Origin of the sequence: Pigmentibacter ruber, assembly GCF_009792895.1 — a bacterium.
GTDB lineage: Bacteria > Bdellovibrionota_B > Oligoflexia > Silvanigrellales > Silvanigrellaceae > Silvanigrella > Silvanigrella rubra.
Map to the genome: position 1 here is coordinate 443,234 of NZ_WSSC01000003.1, position 20,838 is coordinate 464,071.

The following is a 20,838-nucleotide window of genomic DNA, read 5'->3' on the forward strand; positions in this document are numbered from 1 at the left end:
AGACTTCTGTGAAAAAAAAATTTCAAAAACGCTTGACTCTTTTCCTCTGAAAGAATACTAACCCGTTCACGGAAGTAATGGCCCTATCGTCTAGAGGCCTAGGACACCGCCCTTTCACGGCGGTAACACCGGTTCGAATCCGGTTAGGGTCACCATTCACTCCTTATTGATAAAAAACCAACCTAGCTAGGTTGGTTTTTTTTTGTCTTTGAATCTAATCTGTTAATAAATGTCTTTCTTGTTGCATTGTATCAAAAATATCTTTTTGCTACAGAATAAAACTCAATAGTCGTTTTTTCTGACCCTTTCGTCTAGCAGGTCAAGGACATCATCCTTTCACGATGGGAACATGGGTTCAAATCCCGTAAGGGTCACCAAAAATTTCTTCCAAAATAAAAAAGTATAAAAGTAAGGTTTTGTATTATGGAAAAAAAACATGTTATTTTTGATTTTAATGGAGTGGTTGTGGATGATGAAAAAATTCATTTTTTGTCATCAAAAATTGCTTTAAAAGAAAGCTTTAATCATGATTTTTCAGAAGAATTATATTTCAAATTTTTTATTGGTAGAACGAATGAAAAGGCTTTTGAAGACTATTTCAAAATGCTGAATATTGATTCTAGTATTGAAGAAATTATAAAAATTAAAAATAAAATTTATATGCAAATTATTCAAACAGAAGATGTAGCTATACCATCTACTATAAATTTTATTAATGAATATAAAAATAATTTTATTTATTCAATTGTGTCAGGTGCAAGTAAAAATGAAATATTGTTTCATATAAAAAAATTAGGGATAGAAAGCTTATTCTTAAATATTATATCATGTGAAGATATTACTGAAAGTAAGCCGTCGCCACAAGGCTTTTTGAAAGCAATAAATTTATCACATATTCCAGTAAATCAAACGGTGATTATTGAGGATTCCATTAGTGGCGTAAAAGCAGCGAAAGCAGCCAATGCTTTTTGCATAGCATTGACAACATCTCATACTAAAGAAGAATTGTATCAAGCAGACATTATAGTTCCTGAATTAAATATTTCATGCTTCACTAAATAAAATATTTTTTGAAAGTTTAAAAATTATGTTACAAGTTGGGAATAAAAATATTACTTTATATTTTATTGACCTTAAAATATTATTTATAATATGCCTCCAATAAGGCAAATATTCTACTTGTATCCATTTAAAATGCACAAATAAAAAATGAAATCTTGAATCTACACATCCCTATTTAAGCTATCATAGTTCTTTTTATTCAGACGTAAAAGCGGAAAAATATTATGTCCTATCAAAATATTGATAAAGAACTAGTCAGGTTTTTACGTTCATATTAATTGTTACAAAGAAATTTGTTTAGATTTTTACCGAATTTGACATTTTTTAATTTTTTGGTAATCTAATTAAATCGATTATCAGAATTTGTCTTTTCTTAATCGGTCATAAAAAATTTAATATATGTTAAATCATATTGTTAGAAATTTAGTACTAAGAAAATAACAAATAAAAACAGAATAATAAAATAAAATAAAAAAATTAATAAACATTTATTTTATATGAATTTTAATTAGTATTTATTTTTTTTTAAATTTGATCATAAAACGATTATCTATGAGGTTTGCTATGTCTAATTTCAATAAAAAAGTGTTATTTTTGATTTCTACTTTAGTTATTCATTCAAATGCCTTTGCTGATGGTTCCTACTTATTTTGTTCCAATGGTAATTCTAAATGGCATTGGGCTCCATATCACAATAAAAATGAACCTAATCCTAATACACAATATTTTTGGCTTGAAGGAAATCTTAAAATTGTTAATGCGCCTATTGCATTGCATAGTGCTTTAAATTTAGATTTAAATAATCTTTTTAGTAGAACAATATCAGCATATAGTACAGAAGAAAAAATGACTATTAGACAGCAAAATACAGAGCCTACTTCTCAATTAGAAGCGCAGCTACATACTGATTCTTCCAATCAGAAATTTAGCGACTCAAATGAATGGGAAAAATTGGAAAATTGGAATGCGTGGGAAGAATTTTCTAATGAAAATTTAAAAAGAAATAAAAGAGCTAGTATTTCAGGCTTTAATAATCAAGTAGCGATAGCTAAAAATCAAATTGCAACAAATAATGGATTACAGGCTTGTAGATTGCTCGTTAATTTCTGTACAAGTACTTTTGGAAATGAGTTTCGTTTTGTTGGAGCAGCGGGTAATGCCTTAGCGGAATCTGATTGGGGATATATTGTTGCAGATAATCTAATTTGTCCAAATTGGGATTACCCATTAGGGCTAGTAACAACATCACATACAACTGTAGGATCTTTAATTGCTGAAATAAGTGCAGATATCATCACATCAGGACCCATTAAGGGTGCTTTAAAGGGAGGTAAAGTTCCTTCAGGATTAACAAGGCCAAATTCATTAGCAACTTCAAATAATGGAGGAGCTAATAGAAGAGTTGTACCTATTGAAAAAACAATTTCAAATGTTAATTCTCCGTCAACTGATGGTGCTATTTCACCAATGGATCCATTTGGCACAAGAATAAATGAAATTACTCATTCCGTAAGTGCTGTTGATATAAATTCTGGAAATGGCCATCTTGGAGCAGAGCGTAGACCATCACAAATTGCTGAGCAATTGGTTTCGAGTAGTTCGCAAAATCCTAACACCATGGGACAAAGAAAGTTATCTTATTCTGACATGCTGAAAACACATTCAAGCGAGGAGATAAATACAGCTGCCAATCCTTTTCAGAGAACAGGAAGTTTGCGTATTGATATGTATAAGCTAGGTGGAAATGCAAGGCATAAAGTACCCTCTAGAGCATATAGTATTTCAGATTTAATTGATTTTAATACAGCCAAAAAGTTTTGGAATAATGAAGGACGAATTAAAGGTTTAACAGAAAATTTTGATCTTTATGAAATTGATATTCCAATTGTAGAAGAGCATGTTAGGGTTAGAGATGCAAAAAGGGTGATAGTAGATAGAATATCAGGAAAACGTTGGTACTCCCCAGATCACTACGAAAGTTTTGTTGATATGGAAAGTCCAATAGATCCCGTAAAATTAGCTGAAAAAAATAAAAATTTTTTACAGTCTAAATTATAAAAAATTAAAATAATTTATCTTTATTTTGCTTTTTAACAGCATCAAAAGAATTACTAATTATCTTTCCAACTGCTACATCATATGGGACTGGAATAAAACTTGAATCAAAAGTATCTTTTGTAATCCACTTCCAAGACATAGATTTTGTATCATATAATCCTATATTTTTATGAACTGTATGAGTTGAAATATATTCGTTTTCATTTTCAAAAACAACAGATAAAGCTAAAACACTATTTTTACCATATTTTTTTGTGATATTGTGTACAAACTTTTCCAACACAGAATTATTTACATTTTTTTTAATTTCTTCTGAGTTATCCATCATAGAAGCGAGAATATACATGCTTTCCCAGGCTGCTGGAATTTCGTTTAAAACTTGACGAGGAATTGGAAGTAATGTAGCCTTATTAAGGTTACTTGCCCAACTCGATGTAATTTTAGCATCGATTAATGTGCCTTTAAAAATTTTATTTTCTTCAACAAAATTATGTTTTGTGAGATACATTGTTGGAAAAAGTATTATTTTATCAGTTTTAATAGCAATATCTTTTCTAAAATATACAGAAGTATTTTGTTCATTTTTACTTGTTGTTGTACAAGCATGAAATGATGCAAAAGTAATTAAAATTAAAGTAATTTTATTAAGCATTTTTTTTAACACTATGATTTCCTCCTAAGTAAATAAAAAGCAACAACTAAATGACAAATTTTATGTTTGCAAATGCCTAAAAAATTAAATTCTTAAAGTTAAATATCTTAAAAAATATTCTTGTATTAATAAAAAATGATATTGTAGTTTATTTAAGCAGATTAGATAGATGAACAGTTATAAGTAGCTAAAAAAAAGTAAATTGATTGGAAAAAATTTATGCTAACTAAATTAATTTTATTATATAGTTTTTCGCAAGCTGGTGATGCAGCTCATATTCAATCTTTAGAAAAAGAATTATCATCAAAGTTAGAAAATAAAGAAATATATTCAATTAATGCTAATGAAAGTAAAATGAAAATAATAAAAGAGTTGAAAGATATAGTAAATAGAAAAGAGAGTAATATAAAATTTCAAAAAGAGACGAAGTATCTACTTTTAACTGCAGGTGAGAAAGGAGGGGAAGCTCTTGAAGCAATTAGTGATGAGTTATTAGACAATAATTACTACATATACTGGGGAATGCATCAGTACTCAGCAAAAATTAAAGACTATAAAAAGCTAAAACTAGATCATCTGCAAATACCAGAAGCAAGTCTAAATAATATTGAAAAAATTGAAAGTGTTAAAGATATTCCTAATGTTTCAAAAACAATAACAGTTCCTAATATAAATCCTACAATTAAAGAATTACAAAATTCATATGATAAATGGAATTACAATAAACAATTTGATCTGAAAAAAAATTATATTACAGTTTTATTGCCAGGAGACGCTCCAGATAGCAATAATAAAATTCATTTCTTTTCTAAGGAATCAGCATATAATTTATTTAGAAATGTCCAAAATATTTGGAAAAAATCTAATTCAAAAAAAACAGTAATTGTTCAAAATGGACCTAGGACAGGCAAATATGATCCTAAAACAGGTGCTGTTATCTGTTTGCATGAATATAAAACAGGAGAGTCAAGGAAAAATGCAGTAGATAAAGTGAGTGAATATTTTGTTAGTTTGTTAAACAAAAATAAAATTCCTTTTGTTTTTTTTAATTTTTCTTTTGAAATAAATGGAAAACAAAGAATCAAGCACTCTTCTTTTGATCCAATATTGTTTTTATCATATAAAACAAAGAGTATTTTTATTTTTCCAGGCGAGTCTGTTTCTTTAATTGGACAATTACCTTTTTATTTAAACCCAGAAAATGTTATCGCTTTTTATTCTAGTTCTATGAATGAAGAACATAAACTTACTTTAGAAGCCGCTTATAAGAATGGGTATTTATCAAAATTCAATGCAAAAGGTGAAATTGAATATCCAGAAAAGCCGACTAAACTTTTGATGGATGATACTACAAAAGTAGCAAATGATATTTTAAGAGGTTACAATAGAAAATTTAGAAATTAAAAGAAAACAATATTTAATATTTTAATAAGTCAAAATTTAGTCATTTTTAACTAAACTAAAATCTCAAAACTATTATAGTTAATTTATATTAATAAAAAGGGGGGGGTGTGAAAAAAAGTATATTTAAATATTTAGTTTGTTTTATTTTGCTTTTAGACAACAAGGGTTTTCCTTCTACAACTGTAAAAGTTGGAGGATACACTTTCCCCCCTTATGTAGATCAGCATAATCCAAGTGCTAAACAAACTGGTATAACAATTGAACTGATAAATGAAATGAATAAAATTCAAAATGATTACAAATTTGAGTTTGTACCAACTTCCTCAGGTCGTAGATATATTGATTATAAGAGTAATCAATTTGATATGGTTTTTTTTGAAGATATTGTTTGGGGATGGAAAGATTATGATGTAATTTCTTCAGAATTACTTACCAAAGATGAAGAAGTTTATATAACTAAAAAGAAAGAAGGACGTGATCAAAGCTATTTTAATGATAAGAAAAATAAAAAATTTGTTGGAATTAAAGGATATCATTATGCTTTCGCAAGCTATAATAATGATATAGATTTTTTAAAGAAAAATTTTCGTGCAGAATTAACATCAGATCATGATGGAAGTATTCAAATGATTTTATATGATAGAGGAGATATTGGTATAGTAACTCATTCATATTTAGATTTTTATTTAAATAAAAATCCTGATGTTAAAGATAAAATTATTATTTCAAATAAACCCGATCAAATTTATAATTTAGGAATAATTGCAAGAAAAAATATGGATCCTAAAATTGAAGTTGTAAATAAAATAATCCAAAAATTAAAAAGTAGTGGTGCTCTTAAAAAATTGTTCAAACAATATAATTTAAAAGAAATATAATTAAGCTACTGAAGTTTGTTTACTGTTAATTTTGGCATCAATTTCATTTTGGTCGAGAGTCAACTCTCCAATTTTTGCATCAACGAAAATCCTAAATAATTCTGAATCAAGCTTTCCAGCTTTAGCCTCACTTTCAAGAATACTGAGCGCTCTTTCATAAGGTACAGCTTTTTTATATGGTCTATCTCGTGCCACAAGTGCATCGTAGATATCTGTTATTGCCATCATTTTAGCTTGAACAGGGATATTTTTTCCTTTTAAATTTCTGGGATAACCAGATCCATCTAAGCGTTCATGATGACCATATACTATTTCTGGTATATCTTTTAAGTCACTAGACCATGGGATTTGAACTAAGAAATTATAAGAATGTGTTACATGACTTTCAATTTCTAATCTTTCAGCTTGACTTAAAGAACCTCTTTTAATGCTTAATGCTTCTATTTCTCTTTCTGTCAGTAAAGGGAAAGATAAATTGCCAACTATTATTTTTGTAGCCGCTATTTCAGATATTTTATCAAAAAACTCTTGCGATAAAATTGCAGGCTCATTCACTTCTTGAATTATTTTATAAAATTTTTGTAATTTTTCAGTAGTTTTTTCAATTTCAATTCTTATTTTTTCTAGGTCAATATTATTTGGGGCTTGATTTTTTAAAAGTAAATTATTTATGTAGTTTTCTAAAATATTTATTTTAAGTTTATCTTGTAAATTAATAAACCTTGACTCTATATTTTCTAATTCATGCGGAAATAATTTTTTCTCTTTATTCAAAATATGTTCTCTAACACCAATTTTTCCAAAATCATGGAGAAGAGAAGCATACCGTATTTCTTCTATTTGAATTTTTGAAAACTCTAGACCACTGTAAATTCCAGTACTTGTTTTATTGACTGCTTCAGCAAGTCCTACAGTTAAAGTTGCAACCCTTTCACTATGTCCTTTTGTAGTTGGATCTCTAGATTCAATTGCAGTTATACTTGCTGCAGTGAAAGATTCAAAAACTTTTTTTAAATCATAAATTAATTTAGAATGATCTAGAGCAATACCTGCTTGATTAGTAAATGATTCAAGTAAATCTAAATCATGCGAACTAAACTTAGTAACATAATTTTCTATATCATATTGTTTAGTTAATATATGATCTTCTGATACTCTTTTATTAATCAAAAGAATAAATCCTTCCATTTCACCAGATGGTAAAAGAATTGGAAATGCGCAGTAAGAGCGAATTTTATACGTTTTACTATCAAAGTCTACTTCATTGAGAGGTGAAACTTTTTTTAGAGCTATTATTTTTTCTTTTGGGTTTAAATTATTTTTGTTGTCAAACCAAGAAATACCTATTTTATTTTCAACTAAGTGTCTTGTAACTTTTGAATGACTTGGATCTAAATAGTTTTTTCTTAAAAATATTTTTTGGCTATTTAAAATTTTTCCTTTTTGGTAAAACTTTAATGGACGGTTTAAGTTTTGTATTTTACTTGCAAAATTTCCTTTATTTTCTGAGTGAAAACTTTCTTCGTTAATAAAAATAAATCCAGCATCTGCCATGGTTATTTCCATGCTTTTTTTCAAAACTAGATCAATAAAATCTTTTGCTAGAAATGACTTATTTGTCATTGCTTTGCTAAGATCTTTAATTGCTTTACTTTCAACATCTCTTAAAAAAGAAAAAGCTTCTAGATATTCATAACTACACTTTAAAAATAGTGTTTGTATAGAGTTTCTGACCTCATAAAAGAACTGATTTTTTGCTAAAGGTGTTTTTAAAAAATTAATAATGTTGTTACTTTTGCAATATTTTTCTATTTTTTTTCTCAATAAAATAGTGCATTTTTCTTGCGGGTCTTCGACTAGCAGAAATCCTATATGCTTTGAATTGTTTCCTGTGTTTAAAAATTTTTGTATTTGTTCAAATTTTTGATTGTACTGTTGAGGCTTTAAAATAAATAATTTTAGTCTGTCATGGTCAATTAATTTTTGATTAATTTCTTCATCTAAATCATTTTCAATGATGTTTAATTTTACATCAGTAATGTCACTTATCGATAAATAAAAATGAAAAGGTTTGTATATTAGAACAATATCAATGTTATGGAACGGTGAAATTGTCACTAAATATGCTCCAAGTCATAAAATTTAGTAGTCACTTATCTCTTTGATCGGAAGTTTATTTTTTTATTGATGGGCATTTATTGCTGCTTTTAATAAAATTTTTAGAGGGTAAGAATTTATTAATTATCAAAGCGAGCTAAATTATGGAAAGAGGTATAACTACTTTGAAATGCTAATTTAACTGTGTCAATCGAACCATGTCTATTTTTGCCTATAATAATTTCAGCGATTCCTTTATCTGGGCTTTCTTTATTATAAACTTCATCTCGATAGACAAACATAATTTGATCGGCATCTTGCTCAATTGAACCTGATTCACGTAAATCAGAAGGACGAGGTCGTTTATCAGGTCGCTGTTCTAGTCCACGATTTAGCTGAGATAATGCAATGACCGGGCAATTTAATTCTTTTGCCAATGATTTTAATCCCATACTTATTATTGAAATTTCTCGCTCACGACTTTGCGAACCTTTTCCAGCTCCGTGGGCGGACATAAGTTGCAAATAGTCAACAATGATAAGATCTAAAGCACCTTTTTCTCTTTTTACTTTTCGACAGCGGCTGGCCAAGTCAATAATACTAATTCCTGGTGAATCATCTAATAATAATTTATCAGTTTGGAATGAAGCTGCTTCTGGATATAGTCGACCCAATTCATCACTAGTCATTTTACCATCACGAAATTTATGTGATTCAATTTTAGCAGCTGTTGCCAGCATTCTTTGCATAAGCTGGGAATTACTCATTTCAAGGCTAAAAAAGGCGACTGTCTTTTGATGATAGAGAACAGCATTAGCAGCAAAATTTAAAGCTAATGAGGTTTTTCCCATAGCTGGACGTGCCGCTAAAATAATGAGGTCAGAAGGTTGAAATCCTGCAGTAATTTTATCTAAATCTGAAAAACCACTTGGAATACCAGTAATCTTACCTGGATTTTGAAATATTTTTTCCAAATCAAGAATGGTTTGTCTTACCACCTGCGAAGATGGAATTAAACCAGTTGTAATTCTTGATTCTGCAAGTTGTGTAAATTTTGCTTCTGCAAAACTAAGAAATTCTTCAACATTTGCCCCAGCTACTTTTTTACCTTTGATCACAATTTCGGCACAGGCTTCGATAACCAAGCGCAGTTCCCAATACTTTTTTACTTCATCAAGCCAGTATCCAAGAAGTTCTGGACGCGCATTAAATTCTAAAAGCCTTCTAACCCCTTCAAGGTCACCTACTTTTAGGTTATCGCCTTTTTCGCGAAGTTTCCCATATACTAAGGTAACATCAGCTGGTTTGTTTTCAGCTACAAGTTCCCGCATAGCTGCAACAATAATTTTGTGTTGAGGATCAAAAAAATAATCGGGTATAAGTTTATCTGTATACCCAAAAATACTAGATGGGGTAGTAAGTATAGTTCCAAGAACAGCTTGTTCAGCTTCTCTTGAATGCGGAAGTCCGGTGATTGAATGAGAAACTTGTGGAGTTGTTGTCATTGTTTAACCTATAAAAAACACTCTTTATTTATAAATCTGAGCATCAACTCCAAAATTCTTATAATGAAACTTCTTCTGTTTTAGCAGAAAAAGAAGTGCGTGGAGTGGATTGATCAGAGCTTCTAAGCGCTCTACGCAAATCTCTAGGTTCAATAGAAAACTCTTTCAACTTGCGGTGTAAAGTATTTCTATTACAGCCAAGAACATCAGCGGCTTTGCTTTGATTGCCTTTCGTTTTCTTCAAAACTAAAGCAAAAAGAGGGCGTTCTACATGAGCTAAAACAGTTTTCAAAATGTCGTTTGGAGAATCTTCATCAAATTTTTCAAATAAATTAAAGAGTTTCCAATAAACTAACTTTTCTAAGCTTGTTTCCTCAATAAACATTTTGTATTCATCTGGACAGGTAGAAAAACTTAGAAGTTTTTCATTTGCCATTGGTGAGTTATCGTTATCATCCGCAGGTCCTTGAACAGTTGCTCCCTCTATAGTTCTATTTAGGTTTTCAGAATTCATGTAATATTCCTTTAATACAAATATAAATTCCCAGTTGCAGCAGGACAGTGTTAACGCAGTGAGACGATGCCTCAACTAAAGTCAACTCAAATCATAGGCTCACGATTGGTTTAACACGAGTTACAGAAGTGTCAACCAAAGTAGCACAACCTTCGTATTTGAACTTGCCTAAGATGGAAAATCATCTTAGTGTAGCCAGCTGCCGTTTTACATGGCAATAGATCATTGAATAAAGAGGTTTTTATGGGATTTAATTGCGGAATTGTTGGACTTCCTAATGTTGGAAAATCAACCCTATTTAATGCTGTTACAAGAACTGCAAATGCACAAGCAGCAAATTATCCTTTTTGTACAATTGAGCCGAATGTGGGTCGTGTCGCTGTCCCTGATGAAAGACTCGATAATATTAATAAAATTGTAAATGCAAAGCGTGTTGTACCAACTTTTATGGAATTTGTAGATATTGCTGGTCTTGTAAAGGGTGCAAGCCGTGGCGAAGGTTTAGGAAACCAATTTCTTGGACATATTAAGCAAGTAGACGCCATTGTGCACGTTGTAAGATGCTTTGAAGACTCAAATGTTACACATGTTGATGGAAGCACAGACCCTGTTAGAGATGTGGATACAATTAATACAGAACTTGTTTATAGTGATTTTGAAACTGTAAATAAAAGCTTAGATAAAATGTCAAGATTATTAAAAAATAATGATAAAAAAATCTTGGCTTCCCACGAGTGTGCATTAAGATTAAAAAATCATTTAGAAGGTTTAAAACCTGCAAGATCTTTTGTTACTTTAAACGAAGATGAAGATGATTATCTCAAAAGTTTGCATTTAATTACGCGGAAACAAGTTCTTTATGCAGCAAATGTAAATGAAAATGAACTTGCAGATAATGCTATAAATTCAAAACATGTAAACGCATTAAGAAACTTAGCTGAAAAAGAAGGTTCGAAGGTTGTTGTTGTATCAGCAAAACTAGAAGAAGAACTTGGCCAATTAGATGCAGAAGAAGCTAAATTATATATGGATGATTTAAAAATTACCGAGCCTGGCTTAGATCGATTGATAAAAGCTGGTTATTCGCTTCTGGGATTAATGACCTATTTTACAGCGGGTGTACAAGAAGTTCGTGCTTGGACTATTCCAAAAGCATGTAAAGCACCTCAAGCAGCTGGTGTGATTCACTCTGATTTTGAAAAGGGTTTCATCTGCGCAGAAGTTTATGCATATGATGATTTAATTCGGTTAGGCAGTGAAACTAAAGTTAAGGAAGCCGGCTTATATAGAAAAGAAGGTCGTGATTATGTCTGTAAAGACGGTGATATTATGAACTTTTTATTTAATGTTTAATTTTTTTTAAGCAATAATTTGTAATGGGGCAAGAATCACATTTAGGGTTTTTTGCTGTGCAATGATACCTGCCTTGAAAAATAAGTAGGTGATGTGCTTGTAGTGCAAATTGATTAGGCACTATTTTTAATAGTTGTTCTTCAATTTTTAGCCTATCGTTTGTTTCTTCTACAAGTCCTATTCTTTGCGAAACTCTATCAACATGTGTGTCGACAGCCATTGTTGGTTGTTGATACACAACATTCAGAACGACATTTGCAGTTTTCCGTCCAACTCCAGGTAGAGATTCCAATTCTTCTCTTTTTTTGGGAACTTCTCCCTGATATTTTGTAACAAGAATTTTTGATAAATTATAACAATTTTTTGCTTTAGTTTTTGCCAAGCCAATACTTTTTATAACTTTAAGAAAATTTTCTTCGCCCATTTCTATTAAGTCTTTAGGAGAAAATTGCGGATAAGAAGTAAAAAGAGGCTCTAGTGCTTTGTTCACAGATTTATCGGTTGCTTGAGCACTTAAAACAACCGCAATGAGTAGTTGGAAAGAATTATTATGATTTAATTCACATTTTGCATCAGGCCATTTTTGGTGCAAAGAAGAAAAAATATTATAAATTATTTCTTTGTCAGAAATAATTTTTGCAGTTTTTTTCATTTGGCATAACCCCAATCTCTTAGAGCATTTTGTAAGGCTGCTCCTGCACCAGCTCCTTCTATTTGTTGCACCTGTTCATTAGCTAATGTTTTTTTAATAACAATAATATTATCTGAATTACTATAATTTAATTCAATAAGGCTATTTGGTGGAGAATAAAAAGAACAAATATTTTCATTTATTATTTTTGTTACAAATTTTTTATCTACTATGTTTCCATTTGCACATACAACTAATTTATTTTCGCTTTTAAAATCAAGATTTACTAAATTAGATTTTCCTAAATTAATCCAAATTTCTTCTTCTGGCTTAACTTTTCCAGTAAAAAACAATTTAAAATTGTTATTTTTTCTAATTATTTCAAATTTTACATTTTCAGGAATTAATGAAACTTGTGGTGAATTAATCCCATCAAAATTTAAAACTTCTAAATTAAAATCTAAATTTCCTGAATATTTTGGAGTGAATCGTAACATTTTATCTGAAGGAGATATTTTAAAATATTCTTGGCGCAATTTTTTTAATTCGAGGTAAGAAATATTTGGGACAATTTTTTCAGAATGTTCGCTTAAATTTACATAAGAAAACATTTCAGGTTGATACCAATTTATTTTTTCACTCCATGGGTTGTGAGTTAAATACAATTTTACACTATCAGGAGTTAATTGTCGCATATATTTTATAGGTTTATTAATAAATATATCGTCCCAATAAAGCATTCCCGCATATTTGTGGGCATCGAAATAAATATGGGTTCTATTTTTTAGTAAATCTAAAAAGGATTGATGAGAATCGTTTTTTAATGCTTCCGAAAAATTAATTCCTTTCCAATTTTTAGAAATAGATTGATTTCCAGCAATCGATGAAATTGTAGGAAATAAGTCAACATGAGTTGTTGGAATTGAAACAGTACGTCCGTATTGTTGTTTTTGTTCAGCTAATTTTATAATTAAGGGAACTCTAATTTCTTCATCAAATAACGAATTTCCTTTGTCAGCATATCCCCCATCAATATTTTCAGGTACACCTAAAAAATAATACCAAGGAAGAACATTTAATTGAGCACCATGATCAGCCGTAATAACAATATCAACATTTTCATAAATTCCTAAGTCTTTTAATTTCTGAATAATATTTGGCAACTCGCTATCCCAATATCTAGCAACTCCATTATATAATTGTCTTTTTTGATTTAAGCCAAATGGTTTGGAAAAAAACTTGGCTAAATCAATTTTTTCAACAGGGGGTTTATAAGGTCCATGTGATGTATTGTAATGTAAATAAAGAAAGAAAGGAGCTTCACCGTAATTTTCTAACCAATTTCCCATTTGTTCTGTTATAATTCTTGCTTCATATTCAGGGTTTTCAGTAATAATTGCGTTATGAAAACCTAAATCAAGTCCTCCTTCTAAAGCTTCTGTGAATAAAGAAAGCCAGCCTATTCCACCAACTCTATATCCTAAATTCTGCATTGTTGAAGCGATTGTAGGAATTTGTTTGTTATAAAAACTTTTTTTGGATTTATTATCTGCAGCATATGCAAACGCAACAGAACCTACTTCCCTTGGATAATTTGATGTCATCAGTGAAACAATGCTTGGAACTGTCATGTTACTTTGAGATCTATGCTCTAAAAATTTAATGGCATTTTCTTTAGCAAAAAAATTTAAATTTGGCATTAAATCTTCATCATAAGCTGTTTCAGCTTTTAAAGTATCAATAACAATAAAAATAATTCCTCTTCTTTTGGGAGGATTTACTACTCTTCTTTCAAAACTAAAATCGCCTAAGGCAAAAACACAATTATCATCTGTGACATCTATACCATTAGCATTTGGAAAAGATTGTTTGAATGTTTCATAGTACTCTTTATTTTTATTATTTAAAGATATATTTTTTGTAAGGTTTTTGTTATCAACCAATTCAGTAACTTTAGCTATAATCTTTTTTGGAGGGATTTTTAGATTTATAATAAATTCGCCAAGGTTTCCGTAATTTGGAGTAGAGTTTGGAACAAATCGTTCATTCCAAGCTGTTTTTATTGATGTTGCTGAGCGAACAGAAATTTTTTGTGGAGTATCTTCAATTAAATTAGTTAGCATATTTCCATTTTCATCAAATAATTCTAACTTACATTGATGAATATTTTTGTCCTTTGTTGGAAACAAATAATATTGTATTCGAAGTTTATTTCCATCCTCAACTTCAATAGGAACATTTTTTAACTTATTAATTTCAATATCAGAATTTTCACTAACTAAAAAACCTCTGACTAAATTAAATTTAATTGGATAATAACCAATACCAAAATGCAGGAGACCATTAGGAATATTATTTTCTAATACTGGAGTTATAGAAACACCTCTGGAATCATTTGGATTAATAAAATTATACTTGTTATTTTCAGAAATAGAATAGCTGTTACTTTGTTGAATTCTTTCTGTATAAAGCCAATCAACTTTTAAGTTAGAATTTGTGCTTAACTTATTATTTATATTTTTATATGGAACTCTTTCTGGTACAGGTAAAATACCTCTAATTAATATAAAAAATAAAATAGGTATAGCAATAATTATAATTGCTGAAGTGGCTTTCACAACTATAAGAAACCAAAATTTATTTTTAGCAAATAAAAAGGAAATTTTATCAATTAATTTTCTAATCCATAAGGGACCAATCCGAAAGAAATACCGTTCACTTTTTATTTCATAAATTAAAACTTGGCGTTCAAATGCCCCCAAAGCAGAAGTTGGCATTCTTTTTTTGATTGCATTTAGTCCTGGTAAATTTATTCCGCGGATTGCTAAAGCAAGGGCAAATCGTCCATAGAAGTAAACTAAAGAAAGTCTTAAAACTTTTAGAGGGCGGAGAATTAAACGGATGAATTGTCTTCTAATTTTATACATTTTCATTGAACAATATTCTCCGCATAAAAAAATGAGTTGTCTCCATTTTGTATTATTTCAACACCTCTGGAATATAAATAAGAGTTCAACTCTTTTAACATATTTTCAGCAATATTTTTATAATACTTATTATTGTTGCTTGAAATTAAAAGATTATTCTCAGCATTTTTATCAGTTCTTAAGTGGAGTGATAGTATTATTCCTTTGGAATGTGTTCTTGTAATTAAACGATACTTATCATTTACCCAAGCTCTTTCTTTTACGCCAGGAACAGCTTGAGAATATGCTGGTCTTAAGAAAAATTCAAAATTCATTCCTGCGTCAATATCAAGTAAAGCTGTTACATTGGGATAGTTAATTCTTGGAAAACGTTCTGGTGAATTCAATCCAGAAGTAAACCAAATACCAGTCTCCATATATGCAGCGTTTGATGGGAAATCTGAAATTTTTTCATTCAAATCTAATAAAGGTTCACCATCTATATAGTTATTATTTAAATTAACATTAATTCTTTTTGCTATTGTAGGCGCAATATCTATAGTTCTTACTATATTTTTGATAGGTAATTCAGATAAACTTGTTTGTGCATAGCCATTTAAAAAAATCATCAAAGGCGTAACGTTTGAATGTTCTCCTGCAACTCCATCTCCATGACCCATACCTAAGTTTCCATCATACAAATTTTCTCCATGATCACCAAAAATTAAAACAATAGAATGTCTAAGCCATCCCTTTTCTTCTAATTGCATAAATATTGTTTTTAAAGTGTGATCGATAGCGTTTAAACTTCCATCATACAATGAAATAATTTGCTTTTTTTGCTGCTCGTTTATAATGTTTAAATTGTTCGTTTCTTTATTAATACTCTGATCTGGTGTTTTTCTAAATAATAATTTTCCTGACGAATCTTTTTCTTGAAATTTAGAATACCATGGTCCTGGTGCTGCATAAGGAAAATGTGCTGTAGAAAAAAAAGTAGTAAGAAATATAGGTCTAGAAGTTGAAGAAAAAATACTCAAACTTTTTGCCATCGCATTGCCAATAAGTCTTGGATCGGCAATTTCAGGTGTTTCTAATAAAGCTGGTAACAATCGATGTAAATTTGGTAAAGAAAGAGTAGCTTGAATTGGGCTAAAAGCAGAAATAATACCATTTTCTACTAAAGATTCTAAATTAGAGGTAGGAGCATTAGTTTCTAATGAACCAAAAGGGTAACGTGGAAAAATATCTCCAGCAAAATCAGAAACAAAAATTGTTGAATAGCCACTATTTTTTGCAACCTCAAAAATAGTTTCCTTTTTGTTTATTTTTACATTTCTTGGAGGAAACATTGAGCGTACACCAGTTTTAGAAGAGTAAGTTCCAGTAGCAATTTCAACCCAACTTGGAAAAGTCCGTGGAATTCCAACAAGCATAGGTTTAAAAAGTGCAGCCTCATTAATTTTGCTTTTTAAAAATGGCATTACCGATGCAAATTCAGGTTCATTTAATCTGTCAAAACGTAAACTATCAATGGCAAAAATAAAGACGTTAGGTCTGACTTGCTTTGTTTCATTTTTTGGAAGATTAATACTAAAAGAAGAGGTTAAATTATACAAAAAAATACTTCCAAAGATAAAAAATAATATAAATGACATCCCTTGAATGGAGAAAATTTTTGATTCAATATCTAACTCATTAATATGAATACTTGACCTTGCTTTTTTTACTTTTCTACTTTGTACAATTAAATATTTCATGTGGATAACAAGATTAAAGAAAAATGACACACATACAACATAAAAAGGTAACCATTCAACTAAAATTCTTCTTCTAGCATCATCTTTTAATGATGAAATAAATTGAAAAAAGCTTCTAACAAAATCAAAATTTTGCGTTACAAGCCAATTCTCAGTAACGCCAGGATATAATGCTCCTAAACGAATAATTACTGAAAGAAAGAAAATAAACCCAATAATTATTTTGAAAGTTTTACTAAATGATGAGGTAACGAATTGAAGACCAATACATAATAGGAAAGAAATTAGAAATATTTTCCCAAGAGATATAAAGACCAGTTCGGGTTGGCTCTTAAAAATCATAAGAAATATGGATGAAGTATCTTCACCTAAGTAAACAAAACCTGATGAAAATATTAATGCAACAATAAAAAATGGAATATAAAACATCAAACTTTCTAAAAAGTAACGAAGCCAAAAAGTTCTCCAAATTTTTACCGTCAACATCTTAACACCTTTTTCTTTTAAAATTGCCTAGCGTGATAAACTCCCAAAAGTATCCTTTAAATGGTACTTGCTAAATTAGGGTACACATTTGGAGAAATGCATGAAGTTACCTAAAATTTACGAGCATTTCAGGCAAGGTCAAATCTTTACAATTGAAGAAGCTCGCGAGAAGTTAAAAACTACTGGCAACACCCTGCGCAAGCGTCTTAGTGAATTAGCCGCTAGAGGGTATATTTTTTCAATTCGTCAAGGATTATATAGAGTCAGCAAGATTGGTGAAAGGCCTAGTATCGAAAAAAGCTCTCCATTTGCTGTTGCTGGTAAAATAACCCCTTATTCTTATGTAGGTTTTCATTCTGCCTTGCAACTTCATGCAAAAGAAATTCCAAAAGAAAATGATACAGTATTCATAGTAAGTCCAACAAAGTTTAATTCTTTTCGCTTTGAGGGAATTCATTATTTTTGGTGTCAGAGCCCTGAGCCCCATGGTTTGGAAACTTTTTTACTAAGAGAATGTGATGTAGAATATGCAGTTCTGGTAACAAATTTTGAAAAATCATTAGTTGATTGCTTAAAAAGGCCTGCGCATTGCCCTCCATTTTCTGAACTCTTAAGATTGTGTAGAAAAATTGATGAGTTACCGGATTTTGAAAAGATTTTAAAATACGCCACAGACTGCAATGTTCAGGCTTTGTTTAATAGATTAGGGTTTTTATTTGAGAAGAATTTTAGTCATTGGAGCATTCAGGAGCCTTTTTTTAATTATATTAAAGATAGAATGAGTCGCAAACAAACGGAATGGCCAATATTATATGATAGTACTGATACTTTGGGGCATAAACAAAAAAATGTGATTGCTAGTGATTCTGCTTTTCATGAAAGTAAGAATAAATGGAAGGTTCAATTTACCCAGCAAAATTAAGCTGTTAATAATTTTATTACCTGTTCTGACATTTTTCTAACGGAAACAACTTGACTCTATTTATCACTTTCAGTACATAAAGTTTTACTCTCAGGTGCGGGAGTAGCTCAGTTGGCTAGAGCATCGCCTTGCCATGGCGAGGGTCGAGGGTTCGAGTCCCTTTTCCCGCTCCAAAAAAAAACAGATCTAGTAGTTATCTAGGTCTGTTTTTTTTTGCTGAATTTTTATTTCTAAAAATAACTCCAAATTACTGATTATTTTATATTTTGGTTTAGTTAAGTTCTTTAAAAGTTACTTTTGGACATTCTTTACTTCTTTTTCCTTCTGCTGAATCAAAGTAAATATATTTTTCTTTATTACTAGTTTCTAATATTTTTGTATTTAACTCAGTATGAAAACTATTGATTTCAGGATCAATAAATTTATTTTTAGCATCTGAATTGAAATTAATAGGATGCGTAGTTGGTTCATATATTTCAAGGTTACACTTTGGATTTGATGTTATTTGAAGATGACTAACTTTATAATCATTAGCTGATATATTAGATTGTTTTAATACTTCATGCATTACTCTTCCGTCCGTATTTGGTAATTTTAGATTAAGTATTTTTGCTATGGTTGGAGCAACATCCACATTACCTGTTGGCAAATAATTTTTCATGTGTGAATTAAAATTAGGGCCTATAGCTAATAAAATATTGTTAACATCTGTCCGACCGAAGGAGCCATGATCGCCTCTTTGTCCGTATCCATCAGTCGAATCAAATTCAGTTCCCGGTAATCCATTAACTACAACATTTGGATTATGTGTAAGGCTAATCACCATATCTGGATTTTTTCCATATTGATTTTCCAATTTAATAAATGATAATGGTAAAGTACCAGCCAACTCTTTATCAATTCCGGTATATCTTTTGTCGTCGATAAATATTGCTGAATATTCTTGACGTCTTTGGAAAAAATTAGCTAAAGCCTCGACTACTTGTTGATTATGATTTGGAATATAGACATAATCAGTTCCTCCATTTGCTGCAATAACTACCTTTTCAATACCATCTGAATTTGAAAGATTTCTAGGGACAAAATATGCTGGTGAAGTATAAGCTGAATTTTTATTATTTTTATCTACACAACTACCATCTGCATTATTGTAACCTTCTGATGATGTATTAATAGAGCCATCTTCATTAAGTACTCCTGCCATTGGTGAATTAAATGAACAACCAGCACCGTCAAAAGCTGCAATTTTATTTCCTTGTGAAGTTTTTAAATTTGCCTTTGTAATTAAATCAGCAGTTCTTACAATTCCTGAAGTAGAATATCCAGTTGTTAATAATAATTTTTTATTTTTTTCAAGATCAAATTTTTTTTGACTATTAGTTTTAGATAAAATTTTTCCATTTTTAATTTCATGTAAAGGATAAACTAGTTGAGGATATCCTTCAGAATCTTCTCTTTTTGTGGCTAAAATATTGCTATGGGCATGATCAGAAACAATTATTATATTTGTTTTATCTAATAAGTTTAATTCTTTTAATTTAGAAAAAATTTTACCTAAAACAATATCATTAGATTTTAATGCATCATAGTAAGGTTCGCTACCTGGACCATATTCATGTTGAGTTGAGTCAGGATTTCTAAGCCATACGACACTTAAATTAGGAAGTTTATTTGGGAGTATATAATTTAAGAAAATATCTGCCATATACTCATTTTTTTTGTTAAAGGGAGAAGTTTTTGCTTGGCTAGGATCGGTAACATCTTCACTATTTTCAAGTAATATTAATGGCTCACTTGCTGTAGGATCTCCATTATTAGCTGCTAATTTAAATTCTTTTCCCGGATAAGCAATACTTGTTAATTTAGGGAGTTTAAAATTATTGTTCTGAAGTTCTTGCGCAAGACTAAGTGGCCAAACATGTTTTTCATCTAAGATATAGCCTTTTGCTTTGTAATCTTGAAAAAAAGCAGGTCCAGATTTTCCAACAACTGCAGTTACAAGACCAGATGAATGCGCTGATTCTAATAGAGTTGAAACTTGAACAAGAGGTTCATTTAGTTTTTCAAAACCTGTATAAGGTTGATCTAGTGCTTGAAGAATTTTGTAATCTTCAGTAAAAATTGGCGATAAAAAAGTACTTGTGATATTCGTCCCATTAGCATTTGAAGCGTCACCATAAATTTTTTGCGCACGCCATGGCTCATAAATATAATTACCAAAAAAACCGCTTTTTCCAGCATAACTACCCGTAGCAAATGCTTGTGCATTATTCATAGTAAAAGTTGGATATGCAGAATGATTATCTTTAAATTCAACACCATTATTAGCTATATATCTTAAATTTTTTATTAGATTGTGTGCTTTTGGATCGCTTAATACATCTGGTCTTAAACCATCCCACACAAACAAAATTACATTATTTCTTTGATTTTCTTTATTACTAGTTTTTTCATTATTTTTTTGGATAGTTTGACAAGAAATAACAATGTTTGAAATTATAAATATTTTAGAAATATTACTAAAAAATTTTACTATCAAGATAGCCTCCTTTTTTAAGGAAACATACCACTTGATCAATTCTTTTTCAAATTAACAAATAATTTTTTTAA

At 30.0% G+C, this 20,838-nt stretch carries 14 protein-coding genes and 3 tRNA genes; 9 read left to right on the forward strand and 8 right to left on the reverse strand.

Annotated features, from left to right (window positions below; translation table 11 throughout):
- Positions 1-79: 79 nt before the first annotated feature.
- From GOY08_RS10970 to GOY08_RS10985, 4 genes are all read left to right on the forward strand, one after another.
- Positions 80-155: transfer RNA gene (locus tag GOY08_RS10970), tRNA-Glu, on the forward strand.
- A 145-nt stretch (positions 156-300) separates the two neighbouring features.
- Positions 301-377: transfer RNA gene (locus GOY08_RS10975), tRNA-Glu, on the forward strand.
- 46 nt (positions 378-423) lie between these two features.
- Complete coding sequence (locus tag GOY08_RS10980) at positions 424-1,062, forward strand: HAD family hydrolase (protein WP_158998951.1); 639 nt, start codon at positions 424-426, stop codon at positions 1,060-1,062.
- 564 nt (positions 1,063-1,626) lie between these two features.
- Positions 1,627-3,120, forward strand: coding sequence for a hypothetical protein (locus GOY08_RS10985; RefSeq protein WP_158998952.1), 1,494 nt, complete (start codon positions 1,627-1,629; stop codon positions 3,118-3,120).
- A 4-nt stretch (positions 3,121-3,124) separates the two neighbouring features.
- Here GOY08_RS10985 and GOY08_RS10990 read toward each other — a convergent pair whose 3' ends face one another.
- On the reverse strand, positions 3,125-3,784 hold the full coding sequence (locus GOY08_RS10990; RefSeq protein WP_158998953.1) for a hypothetical protein: 660 nt from the start codon (positions 3,782-3,784) through the stop codon (positions 3,125-3,127).
- Between the two features lie 207 nt (positions 3,785-3,991).
- On the opposite strand from GOY08_RS10990, the gene GOY08_RS10995 reads away from it, so the two are divergent.
- Both GOY08_RS10995 and GOY08_RS11000 read left to right on the forward strand, forming a co-directional pair.
- Positions 3,992-5,176 carry a hypothetical protein gene (locus tag GOY08_RS10995; RefSeq protein WP_158998954.1) on the forward strand — a complete coding sequence of 395 codons (1,185 nt, stop codon included), beginning with the start codon at positions 3,992-3,994 and terminating at the stop codon, positions 5,174-5,176.
- A 107-nt stretch (positions 5,177-5,283) separates the two neighbouring features.
- Positions 5,284-6,054, forward strand: a complete 771-nt coding sequence (locus GOY08_RS11000; protein WP_158998955.1) for a substrate-binding periplasmic protein — start codon at positions 5,284-5,286, stop codon at positions 6,052-6,054.
- Here GOY08_RS11000 and GOY08_RS11005 read toward each other — a convergent pair whose 3' ends face one another.
- The 3 genes from GOY08_RS11005 to GOY08_RS11015 all read right to left on the reverse strand — a co-directional run bounded on the left by GOY08_RS11005 (position 6,055) and on the right by GOY08_RS11015 (position 10,170).
- Complete coding sequence (locus GOY08_RS11005; protein ID WP_158998956.1) at positions 6,055-8,172, reverse strand: HD-GYP domain-containing protein; 2,118 nt, start codon at positions 8,170-8,172, stop codon at positions 6,055-6,057.
- Between the two features lie 119 nt (positions 8,173-8,291).
- Entirely contained in the window at positions 8,292-9,656 is a 1,365-nt protein-coding gene (dnaB, locus tag GOY08_RS11010; RefSeq protein ID WP_158998957.1) for a replicative DNA helicase, read from the reverse strand.
- A 58-nt stretch (positions 9,657-9,714) separates the two neighbouring features.
- The gene (locus GOY08_RS11015) at positions 9,715-10,170 is read right to left on the reverse strand and encodes a helix-turn-helix domain-containing protein (RefSeq protein ID WP_158998958.1); all 456 of its coding nucleotides are present in this window, start codon (positions 10,168-10,170) and stop codon (positions 9,715-9,717) included.
- Between the two features lie 243 nt (positions 10,171-10,413).
- Between GOY08_RS11015 and ychF the strand changes: the two genes are divergently transcribed.
- Positions 10,414-11,523 carry a redox-regulated ATPase YchF gene (gene ychF / locus GOY08_RS11020; protein ID WP_158998959.1) on the forward strand — a complete coding sequence of 370 codons (1,110 nt, stop codon included), beginning with the start codon at positions 10,414-10,416 and terminating at the stop codon, positions 11,521-11,523.
- Here the strand turns inward: ychF and nth are convergent.
- From nth to GOY08_RS11035, 3 genes are read right to left on the reverse strand one after another with little or no spacing between them, the layout of a single operon-like run.
- Positions 11,513-12,175, reverse strand: a complete 663-nt coding sequence (nth, locus tag GOY08_RS11025) for an endonuclease III (RefSeq protein ID WP_158998960.1) — start codon at positions 12,173-12,175, stop codon at positions 11,513-11,515. The genes ychF and nth overlap by 11 nt on opposite strands.
- Complete coding sequence (locus GOY08_RS11030) at positions 12,172-15,087, reverse strand: sulfatase (RefSeq protein WP_158998961.1); 2,916 nt, start codon at positions 15,085-15,087, stop codon at positions 12,172-12,174. Before GOY08_RS11030 ends, nth begins: the two co-directional genes overlap by 4 nt.
- Positions 15,084-17,306 (reverse strand): sulfatase-like hydrolase/transferase, encoded by a 2,223-nt coding sequence (locus GOY08_RS11035; protein WP_158998962.1) that lies wholly within the window; start codon positions 17,304-17,306, stop codon positions 15,084-15,086. Before GOY08_RS11035 ends, GOY08_RS11030 begins: the two co-directional genes overlap by 4 nt.
- Before the next feature lie 100 nt (positions 17,307-17,406).
- Here GOY08_RS11035 and GOY08_RS11040 point away from each other — a divergent pair, with 100 nt between their 5' ends.
- Positions 17,407-18,228 (forward strand): type IV toxin-antitoxin system AbiEi family antitoxin domain-containing protein, encoded by an 822-nt coding sequence (locus tag GOY08_RS11040; protein ID WP_158998963.1) that lies wholly within the window; start codon positions 17,407-17,409, stop codon positions 18,226-18,228.
- Between the two features lie 96 nt (positions 18,229-18,324).
- A tRNA-Gly gene (locus GOY08_RS11045) sits at positions 18,325-18,401 on the forward strand.
- A gap of 98 nt (positions 18,402-18,499) precedes the next feature.
- Here GOY08_RS11045 and GOY08_RS11050 read toward each other — a convergent pair.
- The gene (locus tag GOY08_RS11050) at positions 18,500-20,767 is read right to left on the reverse strand and encodes an alkaline phosphatase family protein (RefSeq protein WP_158998964.1); all 2,268 of its coding nucleotides are present in this window, start codon (positions 20,765-20,767) and stop codon (positions 18,500-18,502) included.
- Positions 20,768-20,838 lie beyond the last annotated feature (71 nt).